This window comes from Nocardiopsis sp. NPDC057823 (assembly GCF_042797335.1).
Classification (GTDB): domain Bacteria; phylum Actinomycetota; class Actinomycetes; order Streptosporangiales; family Streptosporangiaceae; genus Nocardiopsis; species Nocardiopsis changdeensis.
This window is the reverse complement of record NZ_JBHVLR010000027.1, coordinates 1-25177: the sequence shown is the minus strand read 5'-3', so window position 1 is coordinate 25177 and position 25177 is coordinate 1. Positions and strand designations below refer to the sequence as shown.

The window sequence follows — 25177 nt, the reverse complement described above, 5'->3', positions numbered from 1 at the left end:
GGGAAGATACTTCTTGAGGGGGCGGATCATGACCGCACGGCCGACCGAGGACACCGCGACGCTCACCGACGACGACCTCATCACCGCCTGGGGCCTGCTGCACGAGGCCATGAACGGCGTCCACCCCAGGCTGCTGCGCGGCATCACCCCCGACGGCAAGGACATGGCCGGGCCCTGGTTCGAGGTCCTCATACGCCTGCAGCGCACCCCCGGACACCGGCTCCCGATGAGCCGCCTGGCCCGAGAGGTCAGTCTCAGCACCGGCGGCTTCACCAAGCTCGCCGACCGGCTCGAACGCGAGGGGTACCTCAAGCGCGAGAACTGCTCGTCCGACCGGCGCGTGGTCTACGCGACCCTCACCCCCCAGGGGGTGGAGTTCATCGGCCAGGTGCGGGTCAAGCACGTCGAGCGTCTGCGCGAGCACGTCCTGGGGCCGTTGGGCGAGGAGGGCGTGCGCACCCTGTCCGCGGTCGCGCGCACGCTCCGTGACAGCACGGTCTGACCCCGGATTACCCGTCGGAAACGCTCGGTAGTCGATTCCCCGGTCGGAATGTCGCCGTGTCCGTACGAAAGTACGGAAAACGTCCCACCGGCCTTCGTTCCCGTGTAGGTTGGCGGATGTTCGAGGGCTCCGGGGGAGGGGTCCCAACGGTAAGGCCCCGGGGGGAATCATGGGACTGTTCACCACTGCCGCGCAGCTGAGGCCGATCCCCCGGTCCCCCCGGTTCGCCAACGGCTCCGTCTCCTTCTGGTTCCGTGACATCGGCCTTCCCGAGCGCAGGGACCCGCTGCCCGGCACCGCCGACTACGACGTCTGCGTCGTCGGCGCGGGGTACACGGGGCTGTGGACCGCCTACTACCTCAAGAAGGCGCAGCCCGACCTGCGCATCGCGGTGGTCGAGCGCGAGTTCGCCGGCTTCGGCGCCTCCGGCCGTAACGGAGGGTGGCTGTCGGCGGAGTTCGCGGGCTCCCGCGAGCGCTACGCGCAGTCACACGGCAAGAGCGCGTTCATCGCCCTGCAACGCGCGATGATGAGCACCGTCGACGAGGTCATCTCCGCCGCGGCCGCCGAGGGCATCGACGCCGACATCGTCAAGGGCGGCATGCGCCTGGTCGCCACCAACGCCGCCCAGCGCGACCGGCTGGCCGAGGACATCGAGTACCTCCAGGAATGGGGGTACTGGCCCGACGACATCCACATGCTCCCCGAGGGGCACACCCCCTCCCTGGCCGTCGCCGACGCGGTCGCCTGCGCCTACTCCCCGCACGCCGCGCGCGTGCAGCCCGCCAAGCTGGTCACCGGCCTGGCCAGGGCGGTCGAGGCGCTGGGGGTGACCATCTTCGAGGGCACCGCCGTGGAGGAGATCCGCCCCCGCCGGGGCGTGGCCCGCCCGGCCGTGGTCACCGACCACGGCACCGTCTACGCCGACCACGTCGTGCGCGCCACCGAGGGCTTCACCTCCACCCTGCGCGGCCAGCGCCGCGAATGGCTGCCGATGAACTCCTCGATGATCGTCACCGAGCCCGTTCCGGCCCAGGTGTGGGACAAGATCGGCTGGGAGGGCCGCGACGTCCTGGGCGACACCGCGCATGCCTACGTCTACGCCCAGCGCACCGCCGACGACCGCATCGCCATCGGCGGCCGGGGCGTGCCCTACCGCTTCGGCTCGGCCCAGGACAAGGACGGCGCCACCCAGCCCCAGGCCATCGCCGAGCTGTGGCGCGCGCTCACCCGCATGTTCCCGGACGTGGCGGAGGTGCCCGTCGAGCACGCCTGGTCCGGCGTCCTGGGCGTGCCCCGCGACTGGTGCCCCAGCGTGCACATGGACACCGAGACCGGCATCGGCTGGGCTGGGGGCTACGTCGGCAGCGGCGTGGCCACCAGCAACCTGGCCGGGCGCACCCTGCGCGACCTCATCCTGGGCCGGGACACCGAGCTCACCCGGCTGCCCTGGGTGGGCCACCAGGTGCGCGGCTGGGAGCCCGAGCCGCTGCGCTGGGTCGGCACGCAGGTCATCTACGGGCTCTACCGCACCGCCGACCGCCGCGAGTCCAAGACCTCCGAGGAGAAGGCCCACACCTCCCGCCTCGCCGGCATCGCCGGGCGCATCGCCGGCCGCTGACCGGACGCCGCCGTACCGGGGCCGGTGTGAGCGCGCTCGCACCGGCCTTCCTCCGATCTGGCTTGCATAAATTTGCAGCAGTGTGCATGATAGTTCAGTCATTGAGAGTGAGGGGAGCACCATGGGTTACAACGCGGCGGTCGCCGGGGCCAGTGGATACGCCGGAGGCGAGGTGCTCCGCCTGCTGATCGGCCACCCCGACATCGAGATCGGCGCCGTCACCGCCGCCAAGAACGCCGGGACACCGCTCATCCAGCACCAGCCGCACCTGCTCCCGCTGGCCGACCGCGTCCTGGCCCCCACCGACGTCGACTCCCTGCGCGGCCACGACCTCGTGTTCCTGGCCCTGCCGCACGGCCAGTCCGCCGACATCGCCCGGCAGCTCGGCGAGGACGTCCTCGTCATCGACTGCGGCGCCGACTTCCGGCTCGTGGACTCCTCCTCCTGGGAACGCTTCTACGGCACCCCCCACGCCGGGACCTGGCCCTACGGCCTGCCCGAGCTGCCCGGACAGCGCGAGCGCCTCACCGGCGCCAAGCGCGTCGCCGTCCCCGGCTGCCATGTCACCGTCGCCACCCTCGCGCTCTTCCCCGGCCTGGCCGAGCAGCTCGTCGAACCCGACCTCACCGTCGTCGCCGTCACCGGCACCTCCGGCGCGGGCAAGGCCCCCAAGCCGAACCTCATCGGCAGCGAGGTCATGGGCGCCCTCACTCCCTACGGCGTCGGCGGAGTCCACCGCCACAACCCCGAGATCGTCCAGAACCTCACCGCGGTCACCGGCGAACCCGTCAAGCTGTCCTTCACCCCCGTCCTGGCCCCCCTGCCGCGCGGCATCCTCGCCACCTGCACCGCCCCCCTCCGGCCCGGCACCACCGCGGAGCAGGTCCGCGCCGCCTACGAGACCGCCTACGCCGACGAGCCCTTCGTCCACCTCCTGCCCGAGGGGACCTGGCCCAGCACCGCCATGACGCTCGCCGCCAACACCACCCTCGTCCAGGTCACCGTGGACCCCGACGCCGGACGCATGGTCGCCGTCGCCGCCCTGGACAACCTCACCAAGGGCACCGCGGGCGGCGCGATCCAGAGCGCCAACCTCGCCCTGGGCCTGCCCGAGACCACCGGCCTCCCGCTCGCCGCCGTGGCCCCCTGACCACCGGAAAGCTGGAAAGGCACAACGTGAGCGTCACCGCACCCCTGGGCTTCCGGGCCGCGGGAGTCAGCGCGGGCATCGCCGTCCCCGGCGTGCGCGACGTCGCCGTCCTCGTCAACGACGGCCCCTCCCGGGCGGCCGGGGCGGTCTTCGGCTCCGGCGCCGACCGCTCGGCCCCCGCCCTGTGGTCCCGCCAGGTCCTGGCCGGCGGCCGGGTCCGCGCCGCCGTCCTCAACTCCGGCTGCGCCAACGTCGACACCGTCCCCCTCGGCTTCCAGGACGTCCACGCCCTGGCCGAGCACACCGCGGCCGCCGTCGACGACTCCGCGGCCGAGATCGCCCTGTGCGCCGCCGGACCCGTCGGCACCCGCCCGCCCCTGGACCGGCTCACCGGCGGCGTCACCGCCGCCGTCGCCGAACTCTCCCGCTCCGGCGGGCTGACCGCCGCCGACGCCGTCCGCACCACCGACACCGTCGTCAAGATCGTCTTCCGGCGCGGGGACGGCTACACCGTCGGCGCCATGGCCAAGGGGCCGGACCCCTCCCTGTCCAGCGGCCTGTACATCGTCACCACCGACGCCGACCTGACCGCCGACCGGTGCCGCGCCCTCATCGCCGACGCCGCCGCCAAGACCCTCCCCCCGTTCACCGGACCGGCCGACACCGCCCTGCTCATGGCCAGCGGGGCCGCCGGCACCACCCCCGACGAGGAGGCCTTCGCGGCCCTGCTCGCCGACGTGTGCGCCGACCTGGCCGCCCAGATCGACGCCGACCCCGCCACCACGGAGCACGAGGACCGGACATGATCTCCCGAGCCACCGACAGCGCCGCCACCGGCGACGACCGGGCCCAGGCCATAGACAAGGCCGCCAACCTCATCGAGGCGCTGCCCTGGCTGTCCCGCTTCCACGGCCGCACCGTCGTGGTCAAGTACGGCGGCAACGCCATGATCAACGAGGAACTGCGCGTCCGCTTCGCCGAATCGGTCGTCTTCCTCTACTACGCCGGACTGCGCCCCGTCGTCGTCCACGGCGGCGGCCCCCAGATCAGCGCCATGCTCGAACGCTCCGGGGTGGAGTCCGCCTTCACCGCCGGGCTGCGCGTCACCACCGACGAGGCCATGGACATCGTCCGCATGGTCCTCACCGGCCAGGTCAACCGCGAGATCGTCGGCCTGATCAACCGGCACGGACCCTTCGCCGTCGGCATGTCCGGCGAGGATGCCAACCTGTTGGTCGCCGAACGCAAGAGCGTCACGGTGGACGGCCGGGAGGTCGACCTCGGCCGCGTCGGCGAGGTCACCGAGGTCAACGCGGGCGCCGTCGCCGCCCTGCTGGCCGACGGCCGCATCCCCGTCGTCTCCAGCGTCGCCCGCGCCGACGACGGCGGCGTCTACAACGTCAACGCCGACACCGCCGCCTCCGAGATCGCCGTCGCCCTGGGCGCCAGCAAGCTCATCATGCTCACCGACGTCGAAGGCCTCTACGCCGACTACCCGGCCAACACCGAGCTGGTCAGCCGCCTCAACGTCGACGAGCTCCGCGCCCTGCTCCCCACGCTCTCCTCCGGCATGCTCCCCAAGATGGAGGCCTGCCTCACCGCCGTCGAGGGCGGTGTGCCCCAGGCCCACATCATCGACGGCCGCGTCCCGCACTCCCTCCTCCTGGAGGTCTTCACCGACCAGGGTGTCGGCACGATGGTCGCCGACGAGGAACTGGAGGCGGCCCTGCTCGCCGGAGACCGCCCGCGCCCCTGGCGCCCCCACGACACCCGCACCGACCACACCGACGGAGGCAGGCCATGACCGGCTCCGAACTGCGCGAACGCTTCTCGGCCTCGCTCATGCCCAACTACGGCGTCCCGCCGATCGCCCTCACCCTGGGACGCGGCTGCGAGGTCTACGACGCCGACGGGCGCCAGTACCTCGACCTCATCGCGGGCATCGCCGTCTCCTCCCTGGGGCACGGCCACCCCGCCCTGGTCAAGGCCGTGGCCCACCAGGCGGCCACCATCGCCCACACCAGCAACCTCTTCATCAACGAGCGCGAGATCGAGCTGGCGGAGCGGCTCGTCTCCCTGCTCGGCGGCGACGCCAAGGTGTACTTCTCCAACTCCGGCACCGAGGCCAACGAGGCCGCCCTCAAGCTGGTCAAGCGCGCCGCAGGCCCGGGCCGCCACTACTTCGTCGCCGCGGGGAAGGGCTTCCACGGCCGCACCTCCGGCTCCCTGGCCCTGACCGGCAAGGACTCCATCCGCGAGCCCTTCGGGCCGTTCGGCATGGACGTGCGCTTCGTCCCCCACGGCGACCTCGACGCCCTGCGCGAGGCCGTCGACACCGGCTGCACCGCCGTGTTCGTCGAACCCACCCAGGGCGAGGCCGGGGTCGTCCCCGCCCCCGAGGGCTACCTCGCCGGGGTCCGCGAGATCTGCGACGCCACCGGCACGGCCTTCGTCCTGGACGAGATCCAGAGCGGCATCGGCCGCACCGGAGCCTGGTTCGCGCACCAGGAGGCCGGGGTGCGCCCCGACGTCCTCACCCTCGCCAAGGGGCTGGGCGGCGGCCTGCCCATCGGCGCCTGCGTCGGCTTCGGCCGCTACGCCGACGCCTTCCACAAGGGCGACCACGGCTCCACCTTCGGCGGCAACCCCATCGCCTGCGCCGCGGCCCTGGCCGTCCTGGACACCATCGAGAAGGAGGGCCTGCTCGCCCACACCGCCGTCATGGGGGACCTGCTCGCCGAGCAGCTCGACGCCATCGACCACCCCCTGCTGGCCGGGCAGCGAGGCTCGGGCCTGTGGCGGGCCCTGACCCTGACCGGTCCGCACGCCGCCCACGTCCAGGAACAGGCCGCGGTCCGCGGCTTCCTGGTCAACGCGGTCGCCCCCGACGCCATCCGGCTCGCCCCGCCGCTGGTCATCACACCCGAGCAGATCGGGGTCTTCATCGAGGCCCTGCCCACCATCCTCGACGCCGCCGAGGCCGCCACCAAGGAGAAGCAGTCATGACCCGGCACTTCCTTCGCGACGACGACCTGAGCCCGGCCGAGCAGGCCCGGGTGCTGGACCTCGCCGACGCCATGAAGAAGGACCGCTTCGCCCACCGGCCCCTGGCCGGCCCGCGCACCGTGGCCCTCCTCTTCGACAAGCCCTCCACCCGCACCCGCCTGTCCTTCAGCGTCGGCGTCGCCGACCTCGGCGGCGCCCCGCTGGTCCTGGACTCGGGCAGCACCCAGATGGGCCGCGGCGAACCCCTCGCCGACACCGCCCGCGTCCTGCAGCGCCAGGTCGCCGCCGTCGTCTGGCGCACCTTCGCCCAGGCCGACCTGGAGACCCTGGCCGCCGACATCACCGTTCCGGTGGTCAACGCCCTCACCGACGAGTTCCACCCCTGCCAGATCCTGGCCGACCTCCAGACGGTCCGCGAGCACAAGGGCGCCCTGGCCGGGCTCACCCTGGCCTACCTGGGCGACGGCGCCAACAACATGGCGCACTCCTACCTGCTGGGCGGAGCCACCGCGGGGCTCCACGTCCGCGTCGGCGCCCCCGACGGCTACCACCCCGACCCGCGGGTCCTGGCCCGCGCGGCCGAGATCGCCCGCACCACCGGGGGATCGGTCTCCGTCACCACAGACCCCCGCGAGGCCGCCGCCGGGGCCGACGTCCTGGCCACCGACACCTGGGTCTCCATGGGCCAGGAGGCCGAGGCCGCCGACCGAGAGGCGCCCTTCCGCCCCTACATCGTCGACGAGGACCTCCTGTCCGCCGCCGACCCCGGGGCGATCGTCCTGCACTGCCTGCCCGCCTACCGCGGCAAGGAGATCTCCGCGGGCGTCATCGACGGGCCCCAGAGCGTCGTCTGGGACGAGGCCGAGAACCGGCGCCACGCCCAGAAGGCCCTGCTGGCCTTCCTGCTGGAGCACACCGACGCCGAAGGGGACGTGCGACGATGACCGTCGACGGGGGCGCCACCGCACCGATGACCAAGGCGGCGCGGCACGCCCGCATCACCGAGGTCCTCACCCGCGAGGACATCCGCTCCCAGGGCGAGCTGGCCAAACGGCTCGCCGAGACGGGCGTCCTGGTCACCCAGGCCACCCTCTCCCGCGACCTGGACGAACTCGGCGCGGTCAAGCTCCGCACCGCCGCCGGGCACCTCGCCTACGTCCTGCCGGGGGAGGGGGGCGAACGCCTCCAGCGCACCCGCCCCGACACCCTGGACCTGTCCCAGGCCTCCGGCGCCCGGCTCACCCGGCTGGCCGAGGACCTGCTGGTGTCGGCGGAGGCGTCCGCCAACATGGTCATCGTCCGCACCCCGCCGGGCGCCGCGCAGTTCCTGGCCTCGGCCATCGACCACACCGACTTCCACGCCATCCTGGGGACGATCGCCGGAGACGACACCATCCTGGTCATCTCCCGCGATCCCCAGGGCGGCGAGGAGCTGGCCGCCGCGCTGCTGCGGCTGGCCGACCGCAGGCCGTAGCGGCGCCCGCGCGCCGCAGGCGGCCCGCGGACCGCACCCGAACCACGTTGAGGAGAACCACACCATGGCCGACCAGCCCGAGGCGCTGCGCCTGTGGGGAGGCCGCTTCGAGGGCGGACCGGACCAGGCCCTGGCCCGGCTGTCGCTGAGCACCCACTTCGACTGGCGGCTGGCCCGCCACGACATCGCCGGATCGCGCGCCCACGCTCGGGCGCTGCACCGCGCCGGACTGCTCACCGGGGACGAGCTCGACCGCATGATCGCCGGCCTCGACCGGCTGGAGGCCGACGTCGCCTCGGGCGCCTTCACCCCCGTCCTGGAGGACGAGGACGTGCACACCGCCCTGGAGCGCGGCTTCATCGAGCGGGTCGGCGCCGAGCTGGGCGGGCGCCTGCGCGCCGGGCGCTCCCGCAACGACCAGATCGCCACCCTCGTCCGCATGTACCTGCGCGAGGAGGCCCGGGCGATCGCCGCCGGACTGCTGGAGCTGGTCAACGCCCTGGCCGACCAGGCCGCCGCCCACCCCGGCGCGGCCATGCCCGGCCGCACCCACCTGCAGCACGCCCAGCCGGTGCTGCTGGCCCACCACCTCATGGCGCACGCCTGGCCGCTGGTGCGCGACATCGAGCGCCTGCGCGACTGGGACCGCCGCGCCGCCGTGTCCGCCTACGGCTCCGGCGCGCTGGCCGGGTCCTCCCTGGGCCTGGACCCCGAGGCCGTCGCCGCCGAGCTGGGCTTCCCCGCCTCGGTGGAGAACTCCATCGACGGCACCGCCTCCCGCGACGTCGTCGCCGAGTTCGCGTTCGTCACCGCCATGATCGGCGTGGACCTGTCCCGGCTGTCGGAGGAGGTCATCCTCTGGGCGACCAAGGAGTTCTCCTTCGTCACCCTCGACGACGCCTTCTCCACCGGGTCGTCGATCATGCCCCAGAAGAAGAACCCGGACGTGGCCGAGCTGGCCCGCGGCAAGGCGGGCCGCCTCATCGGCGACCTCGCCGGGCTGCTCGCGACCCTCAAGGGCCTGCCCCTCGCCTACAACCGCGACCTCCAGGAGGACAAGGAGCCGGTGTTCGACGCCGTCGACACCCTCCACCTGCTGCTGCCCGCGATGACCGGCATGGTCGCGACCCTGACCTTCCACACCGACCGGATGGCCGAGCTGGCCCCGCAGGGCTTCTCGCTGGCCACCGACATCGCCGAGTGGCTGGTCCGCGAGCGGGTGCCGTTCCGCGACGCCCACGAGATCGCCGGGACCTGCGTGCGGGTGTGCGAGGAGCGCGGCATCGACCTGCCCGACCTGTCCGACGACGACTTCGCCGCGATCTCCCCGCACCTGACCCCCGCGGTGCGCGAGGTGCTGGCGGTGGAGGGCTCCCTGGCCTCGCGCGCCGGCCGGGGCGGCACCGCGCCCGTCCGCGTCGCGGAACAGCTCGAACGGCTCCGCGCCGCCGTCGAGGAGAACCGCGAGGCCTTCTCCTAGACCGCGTTCTTTTGAACCTCCGCTGCGCTTCGGCCCGCCCGTCGCCCGCCACCACCCTCAACGGACGGCCTACGGCCGCAGCCCGGCCACCTTGCTCGGCGCCCTTTGAGGGCGGGGACCTTCGGCCCCTCCGGTGCGGTCCTCGCCCGCCCGTCGCCCACCGCCACCCTCAACGGATGGCCTACGGCCACAGGCTTCCCTTGAGGACCGCTCCTGCGGGGCCTCCAGAACCCCGCCGGCGCCTCGCGAACCCCCCATGGCACAGGAGGATGTTCAAGGACAGGTCCTAGTCCATTCCAGCGGTCCACACGGCAGGGCGTCCCGAGACCTCGGGGCGCCCTGCCGCGCTTCCCCCTCCCGGCACGGGGCGGGCGCCGGGGCGGTCCCCGGGTGCCGAACGCGCGGCGGGCACCCGGACCCGGGTGTATTTCGCCGTTTCCCCGGCGGCCCGTCCGACGGTGCGATAGCGTCCGAAGTCCGCGGGTGCCGCTGAGTGCCCTCTCCGGTGCACACGGTGATGATCCGCGTCGGAACCACGCCGACCGGTGCCCGCGGTCAGTCCGCTGGAGGAGCGCAATGGGAAGACCGGGAGGCCGAGGCCGCGGCATCCGGGCGCAGCTCAACAGGATCGTGCTGATCCCGAGCATCACCTTCCTGGCCCTGTTCGTCCTGCTCAGCATGGCGACGCTGGCCCAGGCCGTCTCGCTGCGCTCGGCGGTGTCCGAGGGCCGGGCGGGCATCCACCTGGTCACCGCGCTCACCCGGCTGCAGGAGGAGCGCCGCCTGGCCGCCGAGTACCTGGCCGCCCCCGGGTCCGGGAGCCGCCGGGCCCTGGCCGACCGCGCCCGCCTCACCGACGAGGCCGTCGACACCGTCCGCGGCCTCGACGGCTCCCTGGGCGACCGGGACGACCCCGGCACCCCCGCCCTCACCGAGGACCTCCTGGCCTCCTTCGACGCCGTCGCCGCGGCCCGCACCGCCGCTCTGACCGACCCCCCGGCCGCCGGCGCCGACACCCTGGAGGCCTACACCTCGGCGATCCACCGGGGCATCCGCCTGTACTCCGGCACCATCCGCTCCCTGGACGACGGCGGCGCCTCCGCCGAGGCCGCCGCCACCACCGACCTGCTCTGGGCCCAGGAGTCCTTCAGCCACGCCGACGCCCTGGTCGCCGCCGTGGCCGTCCGCGGCGACCTCACCCGGGACGAGCAGACGCGGATCACCGCCCTGCTCCACGACGCCCGCCTGCGCCTGGACACCGTCCACCCCGGGGACGACGCCGGGGCGCCCACCCCCGCGGCCGTCACGCGGAGCGGCCCCTGGCAGCGGCTCCTGGAGATCGGCGCGGCCATCGGCTCCCACGAGGCGCCCGCCTCCCTCGACCCGGTCACCGCCGAGATCGTCCGCGACACCTCGCCGCCCGCCGGGCTGGCCGACTGGCGGGCCGAGGCCGACCGGGTCAACACCGAACTGGCCGACCTCACCGCCCGCCGGGCCGGCGACGTGGTCACCGCCACCGAGGCCGCCAGCGCCTGGATGCTCAGCCTCGCCCTGGGCGGCGGCATCACCTCCCTGTTCGCGGGCACCGTCGCCTACGGGGTGGCCGCCCGCTCCGCCGGACGCCTCACCCGCCGGCTGGCCCGGCTGCGCGCCGAGACCCTGGGCGTCGCCCGCGTCGACCTGCCCCGCATCGTGCGCCGCCTGGAGGCCGGGGAGAGCGTCGACCCCGACGCCGAGATCAAGCAGCTCGACCACGGCGACGACGAGGTCGGCCAGGTCGCCGACGCCTTCAACATCGCCCAGCGCACCGCCGTCGCCGCCACCGTCAAACAGGCCGAGCTGAGGTCGGGGGTCAACCGGGTCTTCCTGGGCATCGCCCACCGCAACCAGTCGCTCGTGCAGCGCCAGCTCCAGCTGCTGGACCGGATCGAGCGCGAGGAGGACGACCCCGACCTGCTGGAGAGCATCTTCCGGCTCGACCACCTGGCCACCCGCGGCCGCCGCCACGCCGAGAACCTCATCATCCTCGGCGGCGCCCGGCCCGGGCGGCGCTGGCGCCGGCCGATCCCGCTGATCGACATCCTGCGGGGCGCCGTGTCGGAGACCGAGGAGTACGCCCGGGTCCACGTCACCGCCGTGCCCGAGCTGTCCCTGGCCGGCGCCGCCGTCGCCGACGTCATCCACCTCCTCGCCGAGCTGGTGGAGAACGCCACCGCCTACTCGCCCCCGCACACCGACGTCACCATCTCCGCAGAGTCCGTGCCCAAGGGCGTGGCCGTCGAGATCGAGGACCGCGGCCTGGGCATGACCGAGGACGCCCTGACCCGCGCCAACACCACCCTCAGCGAGGCGCCCGAGTTCGACGTCATGGCGCCGGGCACCGACGCCCGCCTGGGCCTGTTCGTGGTCGCCCGGCTGGCCGTCAAGCACGACGTCCAGGTCGAGCTGCGGCCCTCGCCCTACGGCGGCACCCGCGCCGTCGTGCTCCTGCCCGGAGCGCTGTTCACCGCCGCCGGGGCGGCGCCCGACCACTCCCGGCCCGCCGCGCGCCGCGTTCAGCACGCCCCGGCCCAGGAGGGGGCGGACGCCGGGACCGCGGTCGGCGTCCTGGTCGCCGACGACGGGGCCGCGCCGCCCCGGCCCCGGTTGCGCCCGGTGCCCCCGCCCGACGGGGACGGCGCCGGGCACCGCGCCCCGCTCCTGCGCAGCGTCCCCGACCTGCCGGCCCCGGACGGGGCGCACGACGGCGCACCCGCGGACGGCCCCTCCCGCACCGCCGACCGCGCGGCGGCCGGCGGGGACCGTCCCGACCTGCCCCGGCGCAGGCGGCAGGCCAGCCTCGCCCCCCAGCTCAGACATTCGCCCGCACCGGAACCGGGGGAGGAGCAGGCCCCGCCGCCGAGCGCCCGCAGCCCGGAGGAGGCCCGCCGGATGATGGACGCCTTCAGCGCGGGGACCCGCCGGGGCCGCGCCGCGGACGTCGACGGTGACGGGGACGGGCGGCAGTACGACAGCCATGTCGGTGGCAGCACCGACGACCACACGGGAGAGAACGACTGAGATGGTGGGCAAGAGCAACGCCGTGGACAACCTCGACTGGCTCCTGGACGACCTGGCCGACCGGGTCGTGGGGGCCGCGCACGCGATCGTGCTGTCGGCCGACGGACTCCTCCTGGGCCGGTCCCGGGACCTGCCTCCCGAGGACGCCGAACACCTGTCGGCCCTGGCCTCCGCCTTCCAGAGCCTGGCCCGGGGCACCGGCCGCCACTTCGGCGGCGGCGACGTCCGCCAGACCGTGGTGGAGATGGAGCGCTCCTACCTCTTCGTGACCGCCGCCGGGGCCGGGGCCTGCCTGGCGGTGCTGGCCACCGAGGACGCCGACGTGGGCCTGGTCGCCTACGAGATGAACCTGCGGGTCAAGCGGGTGGGCCAGTTCCTCACCGCCGCGCCCCGCCGGCCCGGCGAGCTCACCACCACCGGGGGTGCCGGCTCATGACCGCGCAGGAGGAACGCCGGAGCCCGGCCTCCCGCCGCACCGCCGCGCCCTGGCACCCCGGGCGCGGGCACCCCACGTCCGAGGGCCCCGCCGAGGGACTGTCCCCCGGCGGCACCGTGGAGGGGGCCTTGGTCCGCCCCTACACGCTGACCCGCGGCCGGGTCCGGCCCACCGCCGCGGGCCCCCGGCTCGACCTCATCACCATCGTGGTGGCCGCCCGCGACCGGCGCGAGCGGCCGCTGGAACCCGAGCGCCGGGCCATCCTCGAGCTGTGCCGCAGGCCCATCTCGGTGGCCGAGGTCTCCGCCCGGCTCGACATCCCCCTCACCGTGGTCCGGGTGCTGCTGGGCGACCTGCTCGCCGACGGCGACATCCGCACCCGGGCGGCGACGCCCATCTCCCAGCTCCCCGAGAAGAAAGTGCTGCAGGCGGTACTCGATGGCATCCGCAGACTCTGAGACCAGGCCGGGGGAGGCCGAGGCGATCCCCCAGGCGGTCAAGATCATCATCGCCGGCGGCTTCGGCGCCGGGAAGACCACCATGGTGGCCTCGGTCAGCGAGATCACCCCGTTGAGCACGGAGGAGGTGATGACCGAGGCCAGCTACGGGATCGACGACCTCGGGGGAGTGGAGGACAAGACCACCACCACCGTCGCCCTGGACTTCGGCCGCATCACCGTCAACCCCGACGTCGTCCTCTACCTGTTCGGCACGCCCGGGCAGGACCGCTTCTGGTTCATGTGGGACGAGCTCGCCGAGGGCGCCCTGGGCGCGGTGGTCCTGGCCGACACCCGCCGCCTGGAGACCTGTTTCCACGCGGTGGACTTCTTCGAGCGCCGCGGCGTGCCCTTCGTGGTGGCGGTCAACCGCTTCGAGGGCGCCGAGGACTACGACCCCGAGGAGGTGCGCAGGGCCCTGGACGTGGACGCCTCGGTGCCCGTCGTCCTCGCCGACGCCCGCGACCGCGCCTCCTGCCGGGACGTGCTGGTCGCCCTGGTCACCCATGTCATCCACGGCCGCAGGCCGGCCCTGAGCGGGTGAGCCCGCCGGGGTGGTACCCCGCCCCGCCGGCGGGGGAACGGTCCGGTGTACGTTCGGGAGACACACCCGTGGATATGCCCTGGAACGCTACAATGGCGCGTCAGTGACAACGCTCCGACCGGGCGATCCGTCCGCCTCTCATCCTGAATCCTGGTATGCGAAACTCAGATCGACTCCCCCCACGCGAACTGCCCAAGCGGCGGTCCGGCCGCCATCGGAACCCGCTGTCCTTCGACGACTGGTTCGGGACCCCGACCCTGATCATGGCGGTCCCCGGCACCGCCGAGCGGGCCCGGGGCGTCGACGGTGAGTCCATCGGCGCCCGCATGGCCGACCTGGTGCGCGCCTACCGGCCCGAGGTGACGATCCGCCACGGGCACCTGGAAGGCGACGAGGAGACCCTCGCCGAGGCGCTGTCCGGCCTGCAGGGCGACGGCGAGCGGCCGCTGACCGGTGTGGTCGTCCCCCTGGTCACCGCCCCGCACGCCGGGGTCTCGGCCGCCATCGACGCCGCCGTGCGCGCCTCCGGCGCCGACGTGCGCGTCAGCGAGGGCCTGGGCCCGCACCCGATGCTCGCCGAGGTCCTGCACCTGCGGCTCGCTGAGAGCGGCTACGTGCGGGCCGACCGCATGCGCCTGATCAGCGTCGTGGCCCGCGACACCGGTATGGCCGACGGAGTGGTGGTCGGCGCGGTCGGCGGCGAGGCCGCCGTGGCCGCGGCCGGGGTGACCGCCGTCCTGCTGGCCGCCCGCCTGGGACTGACCGTGCTGCCCGCCGACCTGGAGAACGAGGCGGCCCTGGAGCAGGCCATCGGGCAGCTGCGCCAGGGCGGCTGCCGCCGCCCGGTCATCGCCCCCAGCGCCCTGGGCCCGGAGCTGCGCGCGGACCTGTCGGCCACCGCGGAGCGGTTCGGCGCGCGCCTGGGCGCCCCGCTGGGCGCCGACGGCCTGCTCGGCAAGATCGCCGCGCTGCGCTACGCCGAGATCCTCAACTCGCTGGGCGTGGAGCAGCCGCCGACCGCCGACCAGCTGCCCGCCCCGGTCGGCTCGCGCCACCGTCCGGAGGCCTGAGCACGGCGACACGCCGTGGGATGAGGCGTGTTCACGGGGCCGTCCGCTTCTGCGGGCGGCCCCGCCGCCGTTCACAGGCGCCTCGACCTGGAGCTTCGAGGGCGTTCGGGAAGGTCGTCACGGGTCTTCCGTATCTCCGAAGACAACTCGTAGTAATCATTTGACAGCGTTCCGCCATGATTTTTCGATAGCCTCGGCACGACCGAAAGCCGCCGAGGCCCCCCGGCCCGGCACCCGCACAGGCTGGAGGGGCCATGCGCAGAACCCGCGTCAAAGCGTCCACGATCCGTGGGCAGCTCAACCGCATCGTGCTCGTGCCGAGCCTGTGCTTCCTGGCCCTGTGGCTGATCGTCGCCGCGGTCGGCACCGTCCAGGCCGTCCGGCTCATGGGCGCCGTCGTCCAGGCCCGCGAGGGCACCGAGGTCTTCGCCGCCGCCGTTCTGGAGCTGCGCTCCGAGCGCCGCATGGGCCTGGTCCACCTGGGCCGCCTCGAAGCGGGGGAGGCCGTCGACACCGAGGCCCTGCGCGAGCAGCGCTCCCGCACCGACGCCGCCGTCGCCGACGCCGTCGGCTTCGCCGGGCGCCTGGAGGCCACGCGCGACGACGAGGTCCGCCGCAGCGCCGACGCGTTCACCGAGGCCGCCGAGACCCTGCCGGCCCTGCGCACCGCCCTGGACGACGGCTCCGCCGTCCAGGAGCAGATCCTGGTCGGCTACGCGGAGGTCCTCGACGGCGCCACCGCCGTCACCACCGCCCTGGTGCACACCACCGACGGCGGGGAGAACCTCACCGACGCCGTCCTGACCAGCGAGCTCCTGCGCGCCGCCGCCGAGTACTCCACCGCCGACGCCCTCCTGGCCGGGGTCGCCGCCCGCGGCACGATGGGCTACGAGGAGACCGCCCACTTCACCTACCTCACCGCCTCCTACCGCGACACCCTGGCCGAGGCCGCCCCCCTGCTCTCACCGGCCGTGGGCGCCCGGCAGGAGGAGATGGCGGCCGACCCGGCCTGGATCCGGGCCGAGGACATCAGCCGCGGGGTCGTCACCCGCTCCCCGGCGACCGCCGCCGACGACCCCGGGCAGGGCTCGCCCCCGGAGTGGAACACCGCCGTCGACGTCGACGTCGCCGACTGGGACGAGTCCTCCGGCGCCTCCGTCGCCCTGATCGACGAGCTGGCCCGCGCCCAGGCCGACCGGACCGTGGACCTGGCCTGGAGGGCCTCCCTCGCCCAGGTGTCCTTCGGGGTGGCGGCCGCCCTGGTCAGCCTGGCCGGCGGCGCCATCGCCCTGGCCACCGTCCGCCGCTCCTCCCGGCGCCTCACCGACCGGCTCGCCCTGCTGCGCGAACGCGTCATGGAGCGCGACGACGACCTGCCCGACATCGTCGAGCGGGCCCAGCGCGGGGACCGGGTGGACGCCCACGAGGAGCTGCCCCCGCTGGACGAGTTCGGCGACGACGAGATCGGCCAGGTCGCCGAGGCGTTCGACAGCGCCCAGCTCACCGCCGTCGAGGCGGCCGTGCGGCAGGCGGAGATCCGCCGCGGCGCCAACAAGGCGTTCCTGGGCATCGCCTTCCGCAACCAGAACCTCGTCCAGCGCCAGCTGCGGCTGCTCGACGAGATCGAATACGACGAACAGGACCCCGAGGCCCTCGGCCGGCTTTTCCGGCTCGACCACCTCACCACCCGGGCCCGCCGGTACGCCGACAACCTCATCATCCTCGGCGGGGGCCAGTCCGCCCGCCGCTGGCGCCAGCCGCGCCCCCTGGTGGACGTGCTGCGCGCCGCCATCGCCGAGACCGAGGACTTCGAACGGGTCCGGCTGACCTCGGCGCCCCGCATGCTCATGCACGGCCAGGCCGTCGCCGACATCGTGCACCTGCTGGCCGAGCTGATCGAGAACGCCACCCAGTTCTCCCCGGCGGGCACCCCGGTGGACGTGGGCTGCGGCCCCTGCCCGGAGGGACTGCTGGTGGAGGTCGAGGACCGCGGCCTGGGCATGTCCGAGCACGGGTACGAGCAGGCCCGCCGCACCCTGGCGCGGCCGCCGGAGTTCGACGTGATGGCGCTGCCCGACGACCCCAGGCTGGGACTGTTCGTGGTGGCCCGACTGGCCGAACGCCACGGCGTGCGGGTGTGGCTGGAGCCCTCGCCGTACGGGGGCACCCGGGCGATCACCCTCGTCCCCAAGTCCCTGCTGGAGCCCGCCGACGCACCGCCGGCCGCCGGCCCGCGCGGCGTGGTCCCGGCCGCGGCGGCTCCCGCCGAGGGGGACGTGCGCCGGGCGTTCGGCCTGTCGGAGGCCCGGACCGGGGCCGCCCCCGCGGGCGTGCGCCCCGAACGCGAGCCGGAACGCTGGGCCGCCCCGGAGGGCGGGCCCGACCTGCGGCCGGTCGCCGCCGACGGCCCCGACACCGGCGACTTTGCGGAGCCGGACCCCCGCACCGGAACGCCCCCCGAGCGCGTCGGGCCCTCGGGCGCCCCGAACCCGTACACCGACCCGCCCCGGCCCACCGGGCCCCGGGCCGCCTTCGCCGCCGACGGCCCAGTGGAGCCGGACCCGCGCCCCGAACCGGTCCGGGACACCGGTCCCCGCCCGGCCCCCGACCCCGGCACCGGCCGGTCGGCCCCCCACTCGGGCGCGATCCCGGTCACCGGACCCCGGACCGCCTCCGGCGGCGGGGAGACGGGCCCGCACCGGCTCCCGGGCACCGGCGCTCAGGCGGCCCCCGGCGACGGGACCGGCGTCCACACGGGCCCGGTCCGGAGCGTCGGACCCCGGGCCGCCGCGGGCGACGCCCCGGGCGGGCCCGGCCCGGACGCCGACCGTGTCCGGACCACCGGCCCGCAGGCACCGGCCGACCCCCGCCCGCCGGCCGGGGAGCCCCCGCGCGGGCCGCACCCGGCCGACGCCCCGGGCGAGATCGACCTGTTCGCCGAACCGCCCGCCTTCGAGGACGTGCCGGCCGGCGAGCGGCGGCCGCGGTACTCCGCGGACCCCGGCCCCGGCGGCCCGGGCCCGGACACCGGCCGACAGTGGGACGTGCGCTGGGGGGACAGCGGCCCGCAGGAGGTGCTCGGCGACCTCAGCCGACACCACGCCGAACCGCGGCACCGCACCGATCCCTTCCGTGCCACCGGCCCCGGGGCGGTGCCCGGCGCCCCGGGCGGGTACCCGGGCGACCCCACCGAACCCCTGCCCCACCTGACGGCGGAGCACCGCCGCCCCGACCCGGCCCCGCCGCGTCCCGGCACGGCGCCCGAGAACGGCCGCCCGGCCCCCCGCCGCGATCTGCCCCCGGGGTTCACCGGCCCCCGCCCCGTCGGCCCCGACCGCGGCCGCCTGGTCGGCCCGTGGCCGGACGGCGCGCCGACCGCGCCCTTCCCGGCCCCGGAGGGCCGGCCCGCCGACGGGGACCCGCGCGGTGTCCCCGACGACCGCGCCGAGGGCCCCCGGCACTCCCGGCGGGCCCCGGACGGCCCTCCGGACCCGGAGCGGGCGCCCCTGCCCAAACGCCCCGTGCCCCGCGAGCGGGACGTCCCCCGAGTACCGGCTCCCACACCACCGGGAGGACACAGTGAGCCATGACAGACGCCGGGCCGTGGCCCGGCACGTAGGGGAGGGCGCGGACCTCGACCCCGACGGCGGGGCCGACCCGGACCGGGCCGAGGAGCGGTTCCTGCGCCCGTTCGCCGTGGCCGCGGGGGACCCGGACGGAGCGGACCCGGGCCCGGGACCCGAGACGCTGGACCTGCTCACCCTGGTGGTCGCCGCGCGCACCCCGGGGCGCCGGGAATGGCTGCGCCCGGAGCGCGAGGCCATCCTCCGCCACGCCCTGCGGGCCCGCACCGTCGTCGAGCTGGCCGCCGAGGTCAACCTCCCCGTCGGCCAGGTCAGGGCGATGGCCGCCCGCATGATCGCGGACGGCTCCCTGCAGCGGTGCGGCCCCTCCCGCCCGCTGGCCCGCAAGGACATCCTGCACGCCGTCCTCGTCGGCCTGCGCTCCCTGTAGCGTCCGCGGTGTCCGGTCCGCCCGCAGGGCCCTTAGCCCGTGCGCGCCCTCTCCGCGGACCGGCGCCGCCCGGCCCGGACCGGTCCTCCGCCGGTGTGCGCCCTCTTCGCAGCCCGGTGCCGACCGGCCCCGTAGGCGGTCGGCACCGGCCACCCCGGCCACGACCGGCCCTTAGCCCGTGCGCGCTTCCTCCACTGACCGGTGCCGACCCGGTCCCGGCCGGTCCCGGCCCCCGGGCACGAGCGGCCCTCCGCCTGCGCGCGCTTTCTCGACGGATCGGCGGCGACCGGACTCAGAAGGGAGCGGCCACGACCGCCCCGGACATGACCGTTCCCGGCCGCCCGGGTACGACCGGCCCCGGGGCGGCCGTACCCGTCCCCATCCCCGCCCCCGTCCGGTTCCCGTTCCCCCGGACGGCACCCCGATGTCCCCCGCCGTCCGCCGTCCCGCCGGATTGACCCGGGCACGATCGGGAAGGGGACGGAACCGGGTGGCGGCGCGTGTCGCAACGGGGTTATCCACAGGTTCCGGAACACGCTGGTCCGGACCTCGTGCGCGGCCCAGCATGAAAGGGAGCCGGACGGTCCGGGAAGGTCCCGCACCGCGCCGGTCGGAGGTCCCATGTCCTTCATCCGCCCGCTCGCGGCGTTCCTCGCCGCGGTGTTCACGCTCGCGCTCACGACGGCCGCCGCCGTCACCGACCTACGAGGGGGAGAGTTGGACGGCTTCAGCATCGGACATCTGCCAGTGGCGATCGACGACCGGACCTCGGTCTCCGACTTCGAGTACGAGTGGGGGGACGTCGCCTTCTCCAGCAGGGTGTGGGAACGCCCCCGGGAGGGGGGAGGCGCCGAGGTGGTGCTCCAGGTCCTGGTCCTGCGCGGGGACGGGCTCACCGACCTGGACGCGCTGCGGTCCTTCCTCGCCGAGTACCACGAGCGCGACCCCGACGAGTGGGAGCTCACCCCGTTCGACAACGGCGGGGTCCCGGCGCTGCACGGTGAGACCGAGGCCTTCTGGACCCCGGGCACGGGCGTCGCGGTGGAGGTCCGCGACGCCTTCGGGATCCTCGGCCCCGAAGAACTGCTGGCCACCGCCCGGGGGATCACCCTCGCCGACCCCCGTTGAGAAGGGAGCGGCCCGGCGCGCCGCGGACGTCCTCCGCGGTACGCCGGGCCGGCCCGGTCCCGGAGCCGCCCCGCGGGCGGCGCCGGGGCGGCGGCTCAGCAGCCGTCCAGCACCCCGCGGAGCGCGGCCTCCTCGTCGGTGTCCACGCTCAGGTCCCACACGTGCTTGACCTCGATCCACGCGGCCGCGTACTCGCAGTGCACGGACTCCAGCGGGGGCATCCAGTCGGCGGGGTCGGCGTCGCCCTTGGACCGGTTGGTCGTGGCGCTCACCGCCCACAGCTGCGGCGACGACTCCAGGTCGTTGGCGAACCGCTCCCGCTCCTCGGTGGTCCACGCGTGGGCCCCCGAGCGCCAGCCCTCCTTCAGCGGCACCATGTGGTCGATGTCGAGGTCCTGGGGGTCGGTGAAGGTCTCGCCGTCGTAGGCGCTGTACCAGGACCCGGAGACCGCGCGGCAGTCCTCGTTCATCTCCACGTTCTCGCCGGAGCGCTCCAGCACCGTCTGCCGGGTGTCGCACCCGTCCTGGCTGCTCCAGTGGGGGAACATCGCGCGGTCGTATCCGGGCGGGTCGTTCTCCGCCTCGACGGTCAGCTCGTCCAGCATGGTCCGGGCCTGCTCGACGGACACCTCCCCGGAGGGGGAGGAGGGGGCGCCGTCCTGCGGGGCGCCGGTGTCCTCCTCCAGGCCCAGGTCGATGATCCCGAGCTGGTACAGGACGAACGCTGCGACGACGATCGCGCCGACGACGGCGGAGATGATCCCGCCCAGCTTCGACGACGACTTCTTATCGGCCATGAGGGAACTCCACGGGCTGGTGAACGGGGCGCGCCGCCGTGGAGCGGCGCCGACCTCCAGCTTGTCGCATTCCGGGGCCGGTCGGGAACATTCGGCGATGCCGCCCCCGATCCGGCCGACCGGAACGGGGGCCGCAGAGCGGTCCGCCGTCCCCTGGTGCCCGTGGGTTGGGAGGGGCTCAGGAGGCGAAGAGGTCGAACACGAACGATCCGGCCAGGAGCAGCCCCACACCCGCGCTGTACGCCCACGCCCGCCCCCGGTGGTCCGGCAGGTCCCGCAGCGTGCGCCACCCGTACAGCAGCGCCCCGGCCGCCACCAGCGCGCCCTCCACCACGGCCGCCGCCGCGGGGACCTCCCACAGGCCCAGGCCCAGCAGCGGCGGTCCGGAACCGCCGGGCAGCAGCGGCATGTCGGGCCGGTGCACCAGCAGGTCGAGCAGCCAGTGCGAGAACACCACCCCGCCCAGCACCCACCCGGCATGGGAACCCCACCGCCCCCGCAGGAACACGTGCACCAGCAGTCCCACGACCGCCGCGAACACCACGTTCGACACCAGGGCGTGCGAGAACGGCGCCGTGATGAGCAGCGACCCGTACCCGCTCAGCCCGGGGTCGGCGGGCGCCATGGACTCCGCGCCCAGCGCGGCCAGCGGCGCGAACACCAGGTCGGGGACCTGCGAGGCCACCAGCAGCGCCGCCATCGGTATCTCCGGCCGCCACGCCTTGACGATCCCGGCCACCCCGAAGTGCCCCGCCAGCATCAGTCCGCCCTCCGTCCGCGGGCCGCCCCGCCGCCGTCCCCGTTCCCGGGCCAGTCCCGGTAAGCGCGTACGAACCCCTCCACCAGCAGCGCGAAACTCTCGTCCACGTCCTCGGGGAGGCCGAACCCGCCCTGCACCTCCAGGTCCACGAAGCCGTGGAGCGCGCTGCGCAGCGCCCGGACCGCGTGCACCGACCGGTCCTCGGTGATCCCGAACCCGCGCAGCACCGCCGCCAGCACCGCGACCGGGTCGGTGTCCAGCTTCACGTCGGGAGCGGCCATCCGGGGGAGCCGCTGCAGGTGGACGTAGCGCCCGGGGTGCGCGTGGGCGTAGGCGCGGTAGGCGTCGGCGCAGGCGCGCAGCGCGTCCGGCCCGGAGCGGCCCACCGCCGCCCGCTGGACGGCCTCGCCGATCTCGTTCGCGGCCAGCACCGCTATGCCGCTCCGCAGCCCCGGCAGACCTTCCACGTGCTTGTACAGGCTGGGCACGGCCACGCCGAACCGCTTGGCCACCGCGGCCAGCGACAGCGCCTCCCAGCCCTGCTCGTCCACCAGCCGGGCGGCCTCGGCGACCACCAGCTCGGGTGTGAGTCCGGCCCTAGGCATCGGCGCGCACCTGCGCGATCAGCTCCTCCAGCAGCGGCACGACCAGGTCGGGCCGCTGGCTCTGGGGGTAGTGGCCGCACTCGGGCAGCATCACCACCCGGCCGCCGACGACCGAGCCCACCCAGGCGGCCTCCGCCGCCGGGTCCTTCCAGTCGGGGTCCAGCTCGCCGCCGACGACCACGGCCCGGGCGCGCAGGCCCTCCGCGGCCAGGACCTCCTCGTTCGGCGCGTTCACGGTGTCGCGCACCGCGCGGAACCGGTCGGCGGGGCGCAGCATCGCCAGGACCCGGTCCAGCTGCTCCCGGTGCCCCTGCGGCGTGCGGCCCTTGTGCAGGCCGTCGTAGAAGCCGGTCAGCAGTCGCGGCCCCCAGGGGCGCAGCAGCATCAGCCGCAGGGCGGCCCGCATGAACAGGTTCGGCTTCCCGGCGCGCAGGAAGGCGGCCATGGGAACGATGCCGGCCACCAGGTCGGGGCGCTCCAGTGCGGCGATGGTCACGGCGGCGCCGCCCATCGAGGTACCGACCATCACGACGTCCCGCCCGCCCAGCTCCTCGGCCAGCGCGATGGCGTCCGTGGCCGCGGCCCGGTTGGTGTGGTCGTCGAAGGTCGCGTCGCTGTCCCCGTGCCCGCGCAGGTCCATGACGGCGACCCGGTGCCCGGCCGCGGCCAGGGCCTCGCCCACGAACCGGAAGGACGCCCGGTGGTCGAACATCCCGGGCACGCAGACCACCAGGGTGCCGTCGGTGTGGTCCGCCCCGTACAGGTCGTACGCGATCCGCCCCTGGGGCCGGGTGAGGTGTCGCACGGTCCGCTCTCCACTGCTCAAGCTCATCTCCATAGCCATGAAGCTAATGGCATTAGCTTGAGGTGTCAAGGGCCCCTCACGAAGGGGAACCGGGAGCCGTGCGGACGCCCGCGGCCGCGGAACCGATAGCGTGACGGTGGAGCGCAGGTCAGGGGCGGCGGAGGGGAAAAGAGGGTGTGCCCCCTCCGGGCCCGACCTACACTGCAAGGCAGATCGGGCCCCGGCCCGCCTACGAATCAGAGAGCAAGCACAGTGACCGACATCATCGACGAACTCCAGTGGCGCGGCCTCATCGCGCAGACGACCGACCTTGACGCACTTCGCAAGGCGCTCGCCGATGGTCCGATCACCCTGTATTGCGGCTTCGACCCGACGGCGGGGAGCCTGCACGTCGGCCACCTCACCCAGATCCTCACCCTGGCCCGCTTCCAGCAGGCGGGCCACCGGCCCATCGCCCTGGTCGGCGGCGGGACGGGCATGATCGGCGACCCCAAGCCGAACGCCGAGCGCCAGCTCAACTCCGTGGAGACCGTGCTCGGCTGGGTGGAGGCGCTGCGCGGCCAGCTGTCCGCGTTCCTGCGGTTCGCCCCGGAGGGGGAGACCCCGGGGGCGACCGACGCGATCCTGGCCAACAACGCCGAGTGGCTGTCGGGGATCAACGCCATCGAGTTCCTGCGCGACGTGGGCAAGCACTTCAGCGTCAACCAGATGCTCGCCCGCGAGACCGTCAAGAGCCGTCTCGACGGCGAGGGGATGAGCTACACCGAGTTCAGCTACGTGCTGCTGCAGTCCTACGACTTCGTGCAGCTGTACCGGCGCTTCGGGTGCACGCTCCAGACCGGCGGCTCCGACCAGTGGGGCAACATCACCGCGGGCCTGGACCTCGTCCGCCGGATCGACGGCAACGAGCCGCACGGCCAGGCGCACGCCCTGACCACCAACCTGCTCACCAAGGCGGACGGCACCAAGTTCGGCAAGACCGAGACCGGCACGGTGTGGCTGGACCCGGAGCTGACCTCGCCGTACGCGTTCTACCAGTTCTGGTTCAACGCCGACGACCGCGACGTGGTCCGCTACCTCAAGGTGTTCAGCTTCCGCTCGCAGGAGGAGATCGCCGAGCTGGAGCGCCAGACGCAGGAGCGCCCGCAGGCCCGCGCCGCCCAGCGCGCCCTGGCGGAGGAGCTCACGACCCTGGTGCACGGCGCGGACGAGTGCCGCAAGGTCATCGACGCCAGCCTGGCCCTCTTCGGCCGCGCCGAGCTCTCCGAGCTCGACGCGCGCACCCTGGAGGCGGCCCTGGCCGAGGTGCCCAAGGCCGAGGTGTCCGGCCCGGTGGCCGACCTGCCGGGGGTCGCGGACCTGTTCGCCCAGAGCGGCCTGACCCCGAGCAAGTCCGCGGCCCGCCGCGCCATCCAGGAGGGCGGTGCCTACGTGAACAACACCAAGGTCACCGACGTGGAGGCGCGCCTGACCGAGGACGACGTCCTCCAGGGGCGGTTCGTGGTGCTGCGCAAGGGCAAGCGCAACATCGGCGGAGTCGTCCTGACCGGCTGAGCCGCGGGACCCACGGGGCCGGCGCCTTCGGGCGCCGGCCCTTCGTGTTGCGGGGGAGGCGGAGAATTTGCCCCGGCATGAGGGTTTCGAGGGGAATCTCCCGGGGAGAACGACTGTTGTCCGATGAACAACGGCCCACGTGAGTGGACGGCTCCCGGTGTGGGGAGCGGCCCCAGGCACGAGGCACCCAGGACCCAGAGACGCAACCGCGCCCACGGGCGCCAGGTCCCCGGTTCGACACCCGACCCGGGCCACGGTTTGACGTCCTCGGTACACCTCCCTATACTCGAAAGAGCCGCTGCGGGACGGCGAGCGCCCAGAGGGCGTGTTCGGCCCCGGACCGCGTCGAAGCGGCACCTCCTCTTCACTCCGACCAGAGCGTCACGGGCATGCGCCCGCAGGCGGTAGGCTTCGGAGGCGGCCCTGAAAAGGGCGGCGAAGGGAAACAGGAATTCTTCACTCCTGGTCGGTCCATTCCAGACCACGCCGATTTGGCGGGGAACGGGAACACTGATAAAGTGAAGACACAACAAAGCGGAAACGCAGACGCCTTCCACGGAAGAGCAAAAGGAACCTAGAGTTCCGGGCTTGTACGGGAAGGGCGGTTGCTTCTTGAGAACTCAACAGCGCGTGTTCGATTTTTACAGCCAAGTTTGTTTTGGCCCCGTCACACG

22 protein-coding genes are annotated in these 25177 nt (G+C 74.4%); 18 read left to right on the top strand and 4 right to left on the bottom strand.

What is annotated here, in order from left to right:
• Nucleotides 1–28 precede the first annotated feature (28 nt).
• From ACFVNO_RS29080 to ACFVNO_RS29000, 17 genes are all read left to right on the top strand, one after another.
• Nucleotides 29–502, top strand: coding sequence for a MarR family winged helix-turn-helix transcriptional regulator (locus ACFVNO_RS29080; RefSeq protein ID WP_220559962.1), 474 nt, complete (start codon nucleotides 29–31; stop codon nucleotides 500–502).
• Nucleotides 503–671: 169 nt separating this feature from the next.
• Nucleotides 672–2123: an FAD-binding oxidoreductase gene (locus tag ACFVNO_RS29075; RefSeq protein WP_355269772.1), complete on the top strand. Its 1452-nt coding sequence runs from the start codon at nucleotides 672–674 to the stop codon at nucleotides 2121–2123.
• A gap of 121 nt (nucleotides 2124–2244) precedes the next feature.
• Entirely contained in the window at nucleotides 2245–3273 is a 1029-nt protein-coding gene (argC, locus tag ACFVNO_RS29070) for an N-acetyl-gamma-glutamyl-phosphate reductase (RefSeq protein WP_355269774.1), read from the top strand.
• A gap of 26 nt (nucleotides 3274–3299) precedes the next feature.
• Nucleotides 3300–4079 (top strand): bifunctional ornithine acetyltransferase/N-acetylglutamate synthase, encoded by a 780-nt coding sequence (locus ACFVNO_RS29065; protein WP_220559965.1) that lies wholly within the window; start codon nucleotides 3300–3302, stop codon nucleotides 4077–4079.
• Entirely contained in the window at nucleotides 4076–5077 is a 1002-nt protein-coding gene (gene argB / locus ACFVNO_RS29060; RefSeq protein WP_378897342.1) for an acetylglutamate kinase, read from the top strand. The genes ACFVNO_RS29065 and argB overlap by 4 nt, the downstream gene beginning before the upstream one ends.
• Entirely contained in the window at nucleotides 5074–6279 is a 1206-nt protein-coding gene (locus tag ACFVNO_RS29055; RefSeq protein ID WP_220559967.1) for an acetylornithine transaminase, read from the top strand. The genes argB and ACFVNO_RS29055 overlap by 4 nt, the downstream gene beginning before the upstream one ends.
• Nucleotides 6276–7223 carry an ornithine carbamoyltransferase gene (gene argF / locus ACFVNO_RS29050; protein ID WP_355269780.1) on the top strand — a complete coding sequence of 316 codons (948 nt, stop codon included), beginning with the start codon at nucleotides 6276–6278 and terminating at the stop codon, nucleotides 7221–7223. Before ACFVNO_RS29055 ends, argF begins: the two co-directional genes overlap by 4 nt.
• Nucleotides 7220–7753, top strand: a complete 534-nt coding sequence (locus tag ACFVNO_RS29045) for an arginine repressor (RefSeq protein WP_220559969.1) — start codon at nucleotides 7220–7222, stop codon at nucleotides 7751–7753. Before argF ends, ACFVNO_RS29045 begins: the two co-directional genes overlap by 4 nt.
• Nucleotides 7754–7817: 64 nt before the next feature.
• A complete protein-coding gene (argH, locus tag ACFVNO_RS29040; RefSeq protein WP_378897336.1) occupies nucleotides 7818–9233 on the top strand; it encodes an argininosuccinate lyase in 1416 nt (471 codons plus the stop codon).
• Nucleotides 9234–9809: 576 nt separating this feature from the next.
• On the top strand, nucleotides 9810–12293 hold the full coding sequence (locus ACFVNO_RS29035) for a nitrate- and nitrite sensing domain-containing protein (RefSeq protein WP_378897334.1): 2484 nt from the start codon (nucleotides 9810–9812) through the stop codon (nucleotides 12291–12293).
• A 1-nt stretch (nucleotide 12294) separates the two neighbouring features.
• A complete protein-coding gene (locus tag ACFVNO_RS29030) occupies nucleotides 12295–12729 on the top strand; it encodes a roadblock/LC7 domain-containing protein (RefSeq protein ID WP_355269785.1) in 435 nt (144 codons plus the stop codon).
• Nucleotides 12726–13187, top strand: a complete 462-nt coding sequence (locus tag ACFVNO_RS29025) for a DUF742 domain-containing protein (protein WP_355269787.1) — start codon at nucleotides 12726–12728, stop codon at nucleotides 13185–13187. The genes ACFVNO_RS29030 and ACFVNO_RS29025 overlap by 4 nt, the downstream gene beginning before the upstream one ends.
• Entirely contained in the window at nucleotides 13168–13770 is a 603-nt protein-coding gene (locus ACFVNO_RS29020; protein ID WP_220559975.1) for an ATP/GTP-binding protein, read from the top strand. Before ACFVNO_RS29025 ends, ACFVNO_RS29020 begins: the two co-directional genes overlap by 20 nt.
• Nucleotides 13771–13925: 155 nt before the next feature.
• Nucleotides 13926–14840: a sirohydrochlorin chelatase gene (locus ACFVNO_RS29015; protein WP_220559976.1), complete on the top strand. Its 915-nt coding sequence runs from the start codon at nucleotides 13926–13928 to the stop codon at nucleotides 14838–14840.
• 254 nt (nucleotides 14841–15094) lie between these two features.
• Nucleotides 15095–18430, top strand: a complete 3336-nt coding sequence (locus ACFVNO_RS29010) for a nitrate- and nitrite sensing domain-containing protein (RefSeq protein ID WP_378897328.1) — start codon at nucleotides 15095–15097, stop codon at nucleotides 18428–18430.
• Between the two features lie 13 nt (nucleotides 18431–18443).
• Nucleotides 18444–18854: a DUF742 domain-containing protein gene (locus ACFVNO_RS29005; protein ID WP_378897402.1), complete on the top strand. Its 411-nt coding sequence runs from the start codon at nucleotides 18444–18446 to the stop codon at nucleotides 18852–18854.
• 717 nt (nucleotides 18855–19571) lie between these two features.
• Nucleotides 19572–19982, top strand: coding sequence for a hypothetical protein (locus tag ACFVNO_RS29000; RefSeq protein WP_378897399.1), 411 nt, complete (start codon nucleotides 19572–19574; stop codon nucleotides 19980–19982).
• Nucleotides 19983–20077: 95 nt separating this feature from the next.
• Here ACFVNO_RS29000 and ACFVNO_RS28995 read toward each other — a convergent pair whose 3' ends face one another.
• From ACFVNO_RS28995 to ACFVNO_RS28980, 4 genes are all read right to left on the bottom strand, one after another.
• Complete coding sequence (locus ACFVNO_RS28995; protein ID WP_378897325.1) at nucleotides 20078–20779, bottom strand: HNH endonuclease family protein; 702 nt, start codon at nucleotides 20777–20779, stop codon at nucleotides 20078–20080.
• A 178-nt stretch (nucleotides 20780–20957) separates the two neighbouring features.
• Nucleotides 20958–21539, bottom strand: a complete 582-nt coding sequence (locus ACFVNO_RS28990; protein WP_355269795.1) for a permease — start codon at nucleotides 21537–21539, stop codon at nucleotides 20958–20960.
• On the bottom strand, nucleotides 21539–22144 hold the full coding sequence (locus tag ACFVNO_RS28985) for a TetR/AcrR family transcriptional regulator (RefSeq protein ID WP_378897320.1): 606 nt from the start codon (nucleotides 22142–22144) through the stop codon (nucleotides 21539–21541). The genes ACFVNO_RS28990 and ACFVNO_RS28985 overlap by 1 nt, the downstream gene beginning before the upstream one ends.
• On the bottom strand, nucleotides 22137–22949 hold the full coding sequence (locus ACFVNO_RS28980; RefSeq protein ID WP_378897396.1) for an alpha/beta fold hydrolase: 813 nt from the start codon (nucleotides 22947–22949) through the stop codon (nucleotides 22137–22139). The genes ACFVNO_RS28985 and ACFVNO_RS28980 overlap by 8 nt, the downstream gene beginning before the upstream one ends.
• Nucleotides 22950–23201: 252 nt before the next feature.
• Between ACFVNO_RS28980 and tyrS the strand changes: the two genes are divergently transcribed.
• Entirely contained in the window at nucleotides 23202–24503 is a 1302-nt protein-coding gene (tyrS, locus tag ACFVNO_RS28975; RefSeq protein WP_378897317.1) for a tyrosine--tRNA ligase, read from the top strand.
• Nucleotides 24504–25177 lie beyond the last annotated feature (674 nt).

What these genes read in the sequence shown, in the direction of transcription:
- ACFVNO_RS29080 (WP_220559962.1), top strand. Translation starts at nt 29, where the DNA reads ATGACCGCACGGCCGACCGAGGACACCGCGACGCTCACCGACGACGAC.
- ACFVNO_RS29075 (WP_355269772.1), top strand. Translation starts at nt 672, where the DNA reads ATGGGACTGTTCACCACTGCCGCGCAGCTGAGGCCGATCCCCCGGTCC.
- argC (WP_355269774.1), top strand. Translation starts at nt 2,245, where the DNA reads ATGGGTTACAACGCGGCGGTCGCCGGGGCCAGTGGATACGCCGGAGGC.
- argB (WP_378897342.1), top strand. Translation starts at nt 4,076, where the DNA reads ATGATCTCCCGAGCCACCGACAGCGCCGCCACCGGCGACGACCGGGCC.
- ACFVNO_RS29055 (WP_220559967.1), top strand. Translation starts at nt 5,074, where the DNA reads ATGACCGGCTCCGAACTGCGCGAACGCTTCTCGGCCTCGCTCATGCCC.
- argF (WP_355269780.1), top strand. Translation starts at nt 6,276, where the DNA reads ATGACCCGGCACTTCCTTCGCGACGACGACCTGAGCCCGGCCGAGCAG.
- ACFVNO_RS29045 (WP_220559969.1), top strand. Translation starts at nt 7,220, where the DNA reads ATGACCGTCGACGGGGGCGCCACCGCACCGATGACCAAGGCGGCGCGG.
- argH (WP_378897336.1), top strand. Translation starts at nt 7,818, where the DNA reads ATGGCCGACCAGCCCGAGGCGCTGCGCCTGTGGGGAGGCCGCTTCGAG.
- ACFVNO_RS29035 (WP_378897334.1), top strand. Translation starts at nt 9,810, where the DNA reads ATGGGAAGACCGGGAGGCCGAGGCCGCGGCATCCGGGCGCAGCTCAAC.
- ACFVNO_RS29030 (WP_355269785.1), top strand. Translation starts at nt 12,295, where the DNA reads ATGGTGGGCAAGAGCAACGCCGTGGACAACCTCGACTGGCTCCTGGAC.
- ACFVNO_RS29025 (WP_355269787.1), top strand. Translation starts at nt 12,726, where the DNA reads ATGACCGCGCAGGAGGAACGCCGGAGCCCGGCCTCCCGCCGCACCGCC.
- ACFVNO_RS29020 (WP_220559975.1), top strand. Translation starts at nt 13,168, where the DNA reads ATGGCATCCGCAGACTCTGAGACCAGGCCGGGGGAGGCCGAGGCGATC.
- ACFVNO_RS29015 (WP_220559976.1), top strand. Translation starts at nt 13,926, where the DNA reads ATGCGAAACTCAGATCGACTCCCCCCACGCGAACTGCCCAAGCGGCGG.
- ACFVNO_RS29010 (WP_378897328.1), top strand. Translation starts at nt 15,095, where the DNA reads ATGCGCAGAACCCGCGTCAAAGCGTCCACGATCCGTGGGCAGCTCAAC.
- ACFVNO_RS28995 (WP_378897325.1), bottom strand. Translation starts at nt 20,779, where the DNA reads ATGGCCGATAAGAAGTCGTCGTCGAAGCTGGGCGGGATCATCTCCGCC.
- ACFVNO_RS28990 (WP_355269795.1), bottom strand. Translation starts at nt 21,539, where the DNA reads ATGCTGGCGGGGCACTTCGGGGTGGCCGGGATCGTCAAGGCGTGGCGG.
- ACFVNO_RS28985 (WP_378897320.1), bottom strand. Translation starts at nt 22,144, where the DNA reads ATGCCTAGGGCCGGACTCACACCCGAGCTGGTGGTCGCCGAGGCCGCC.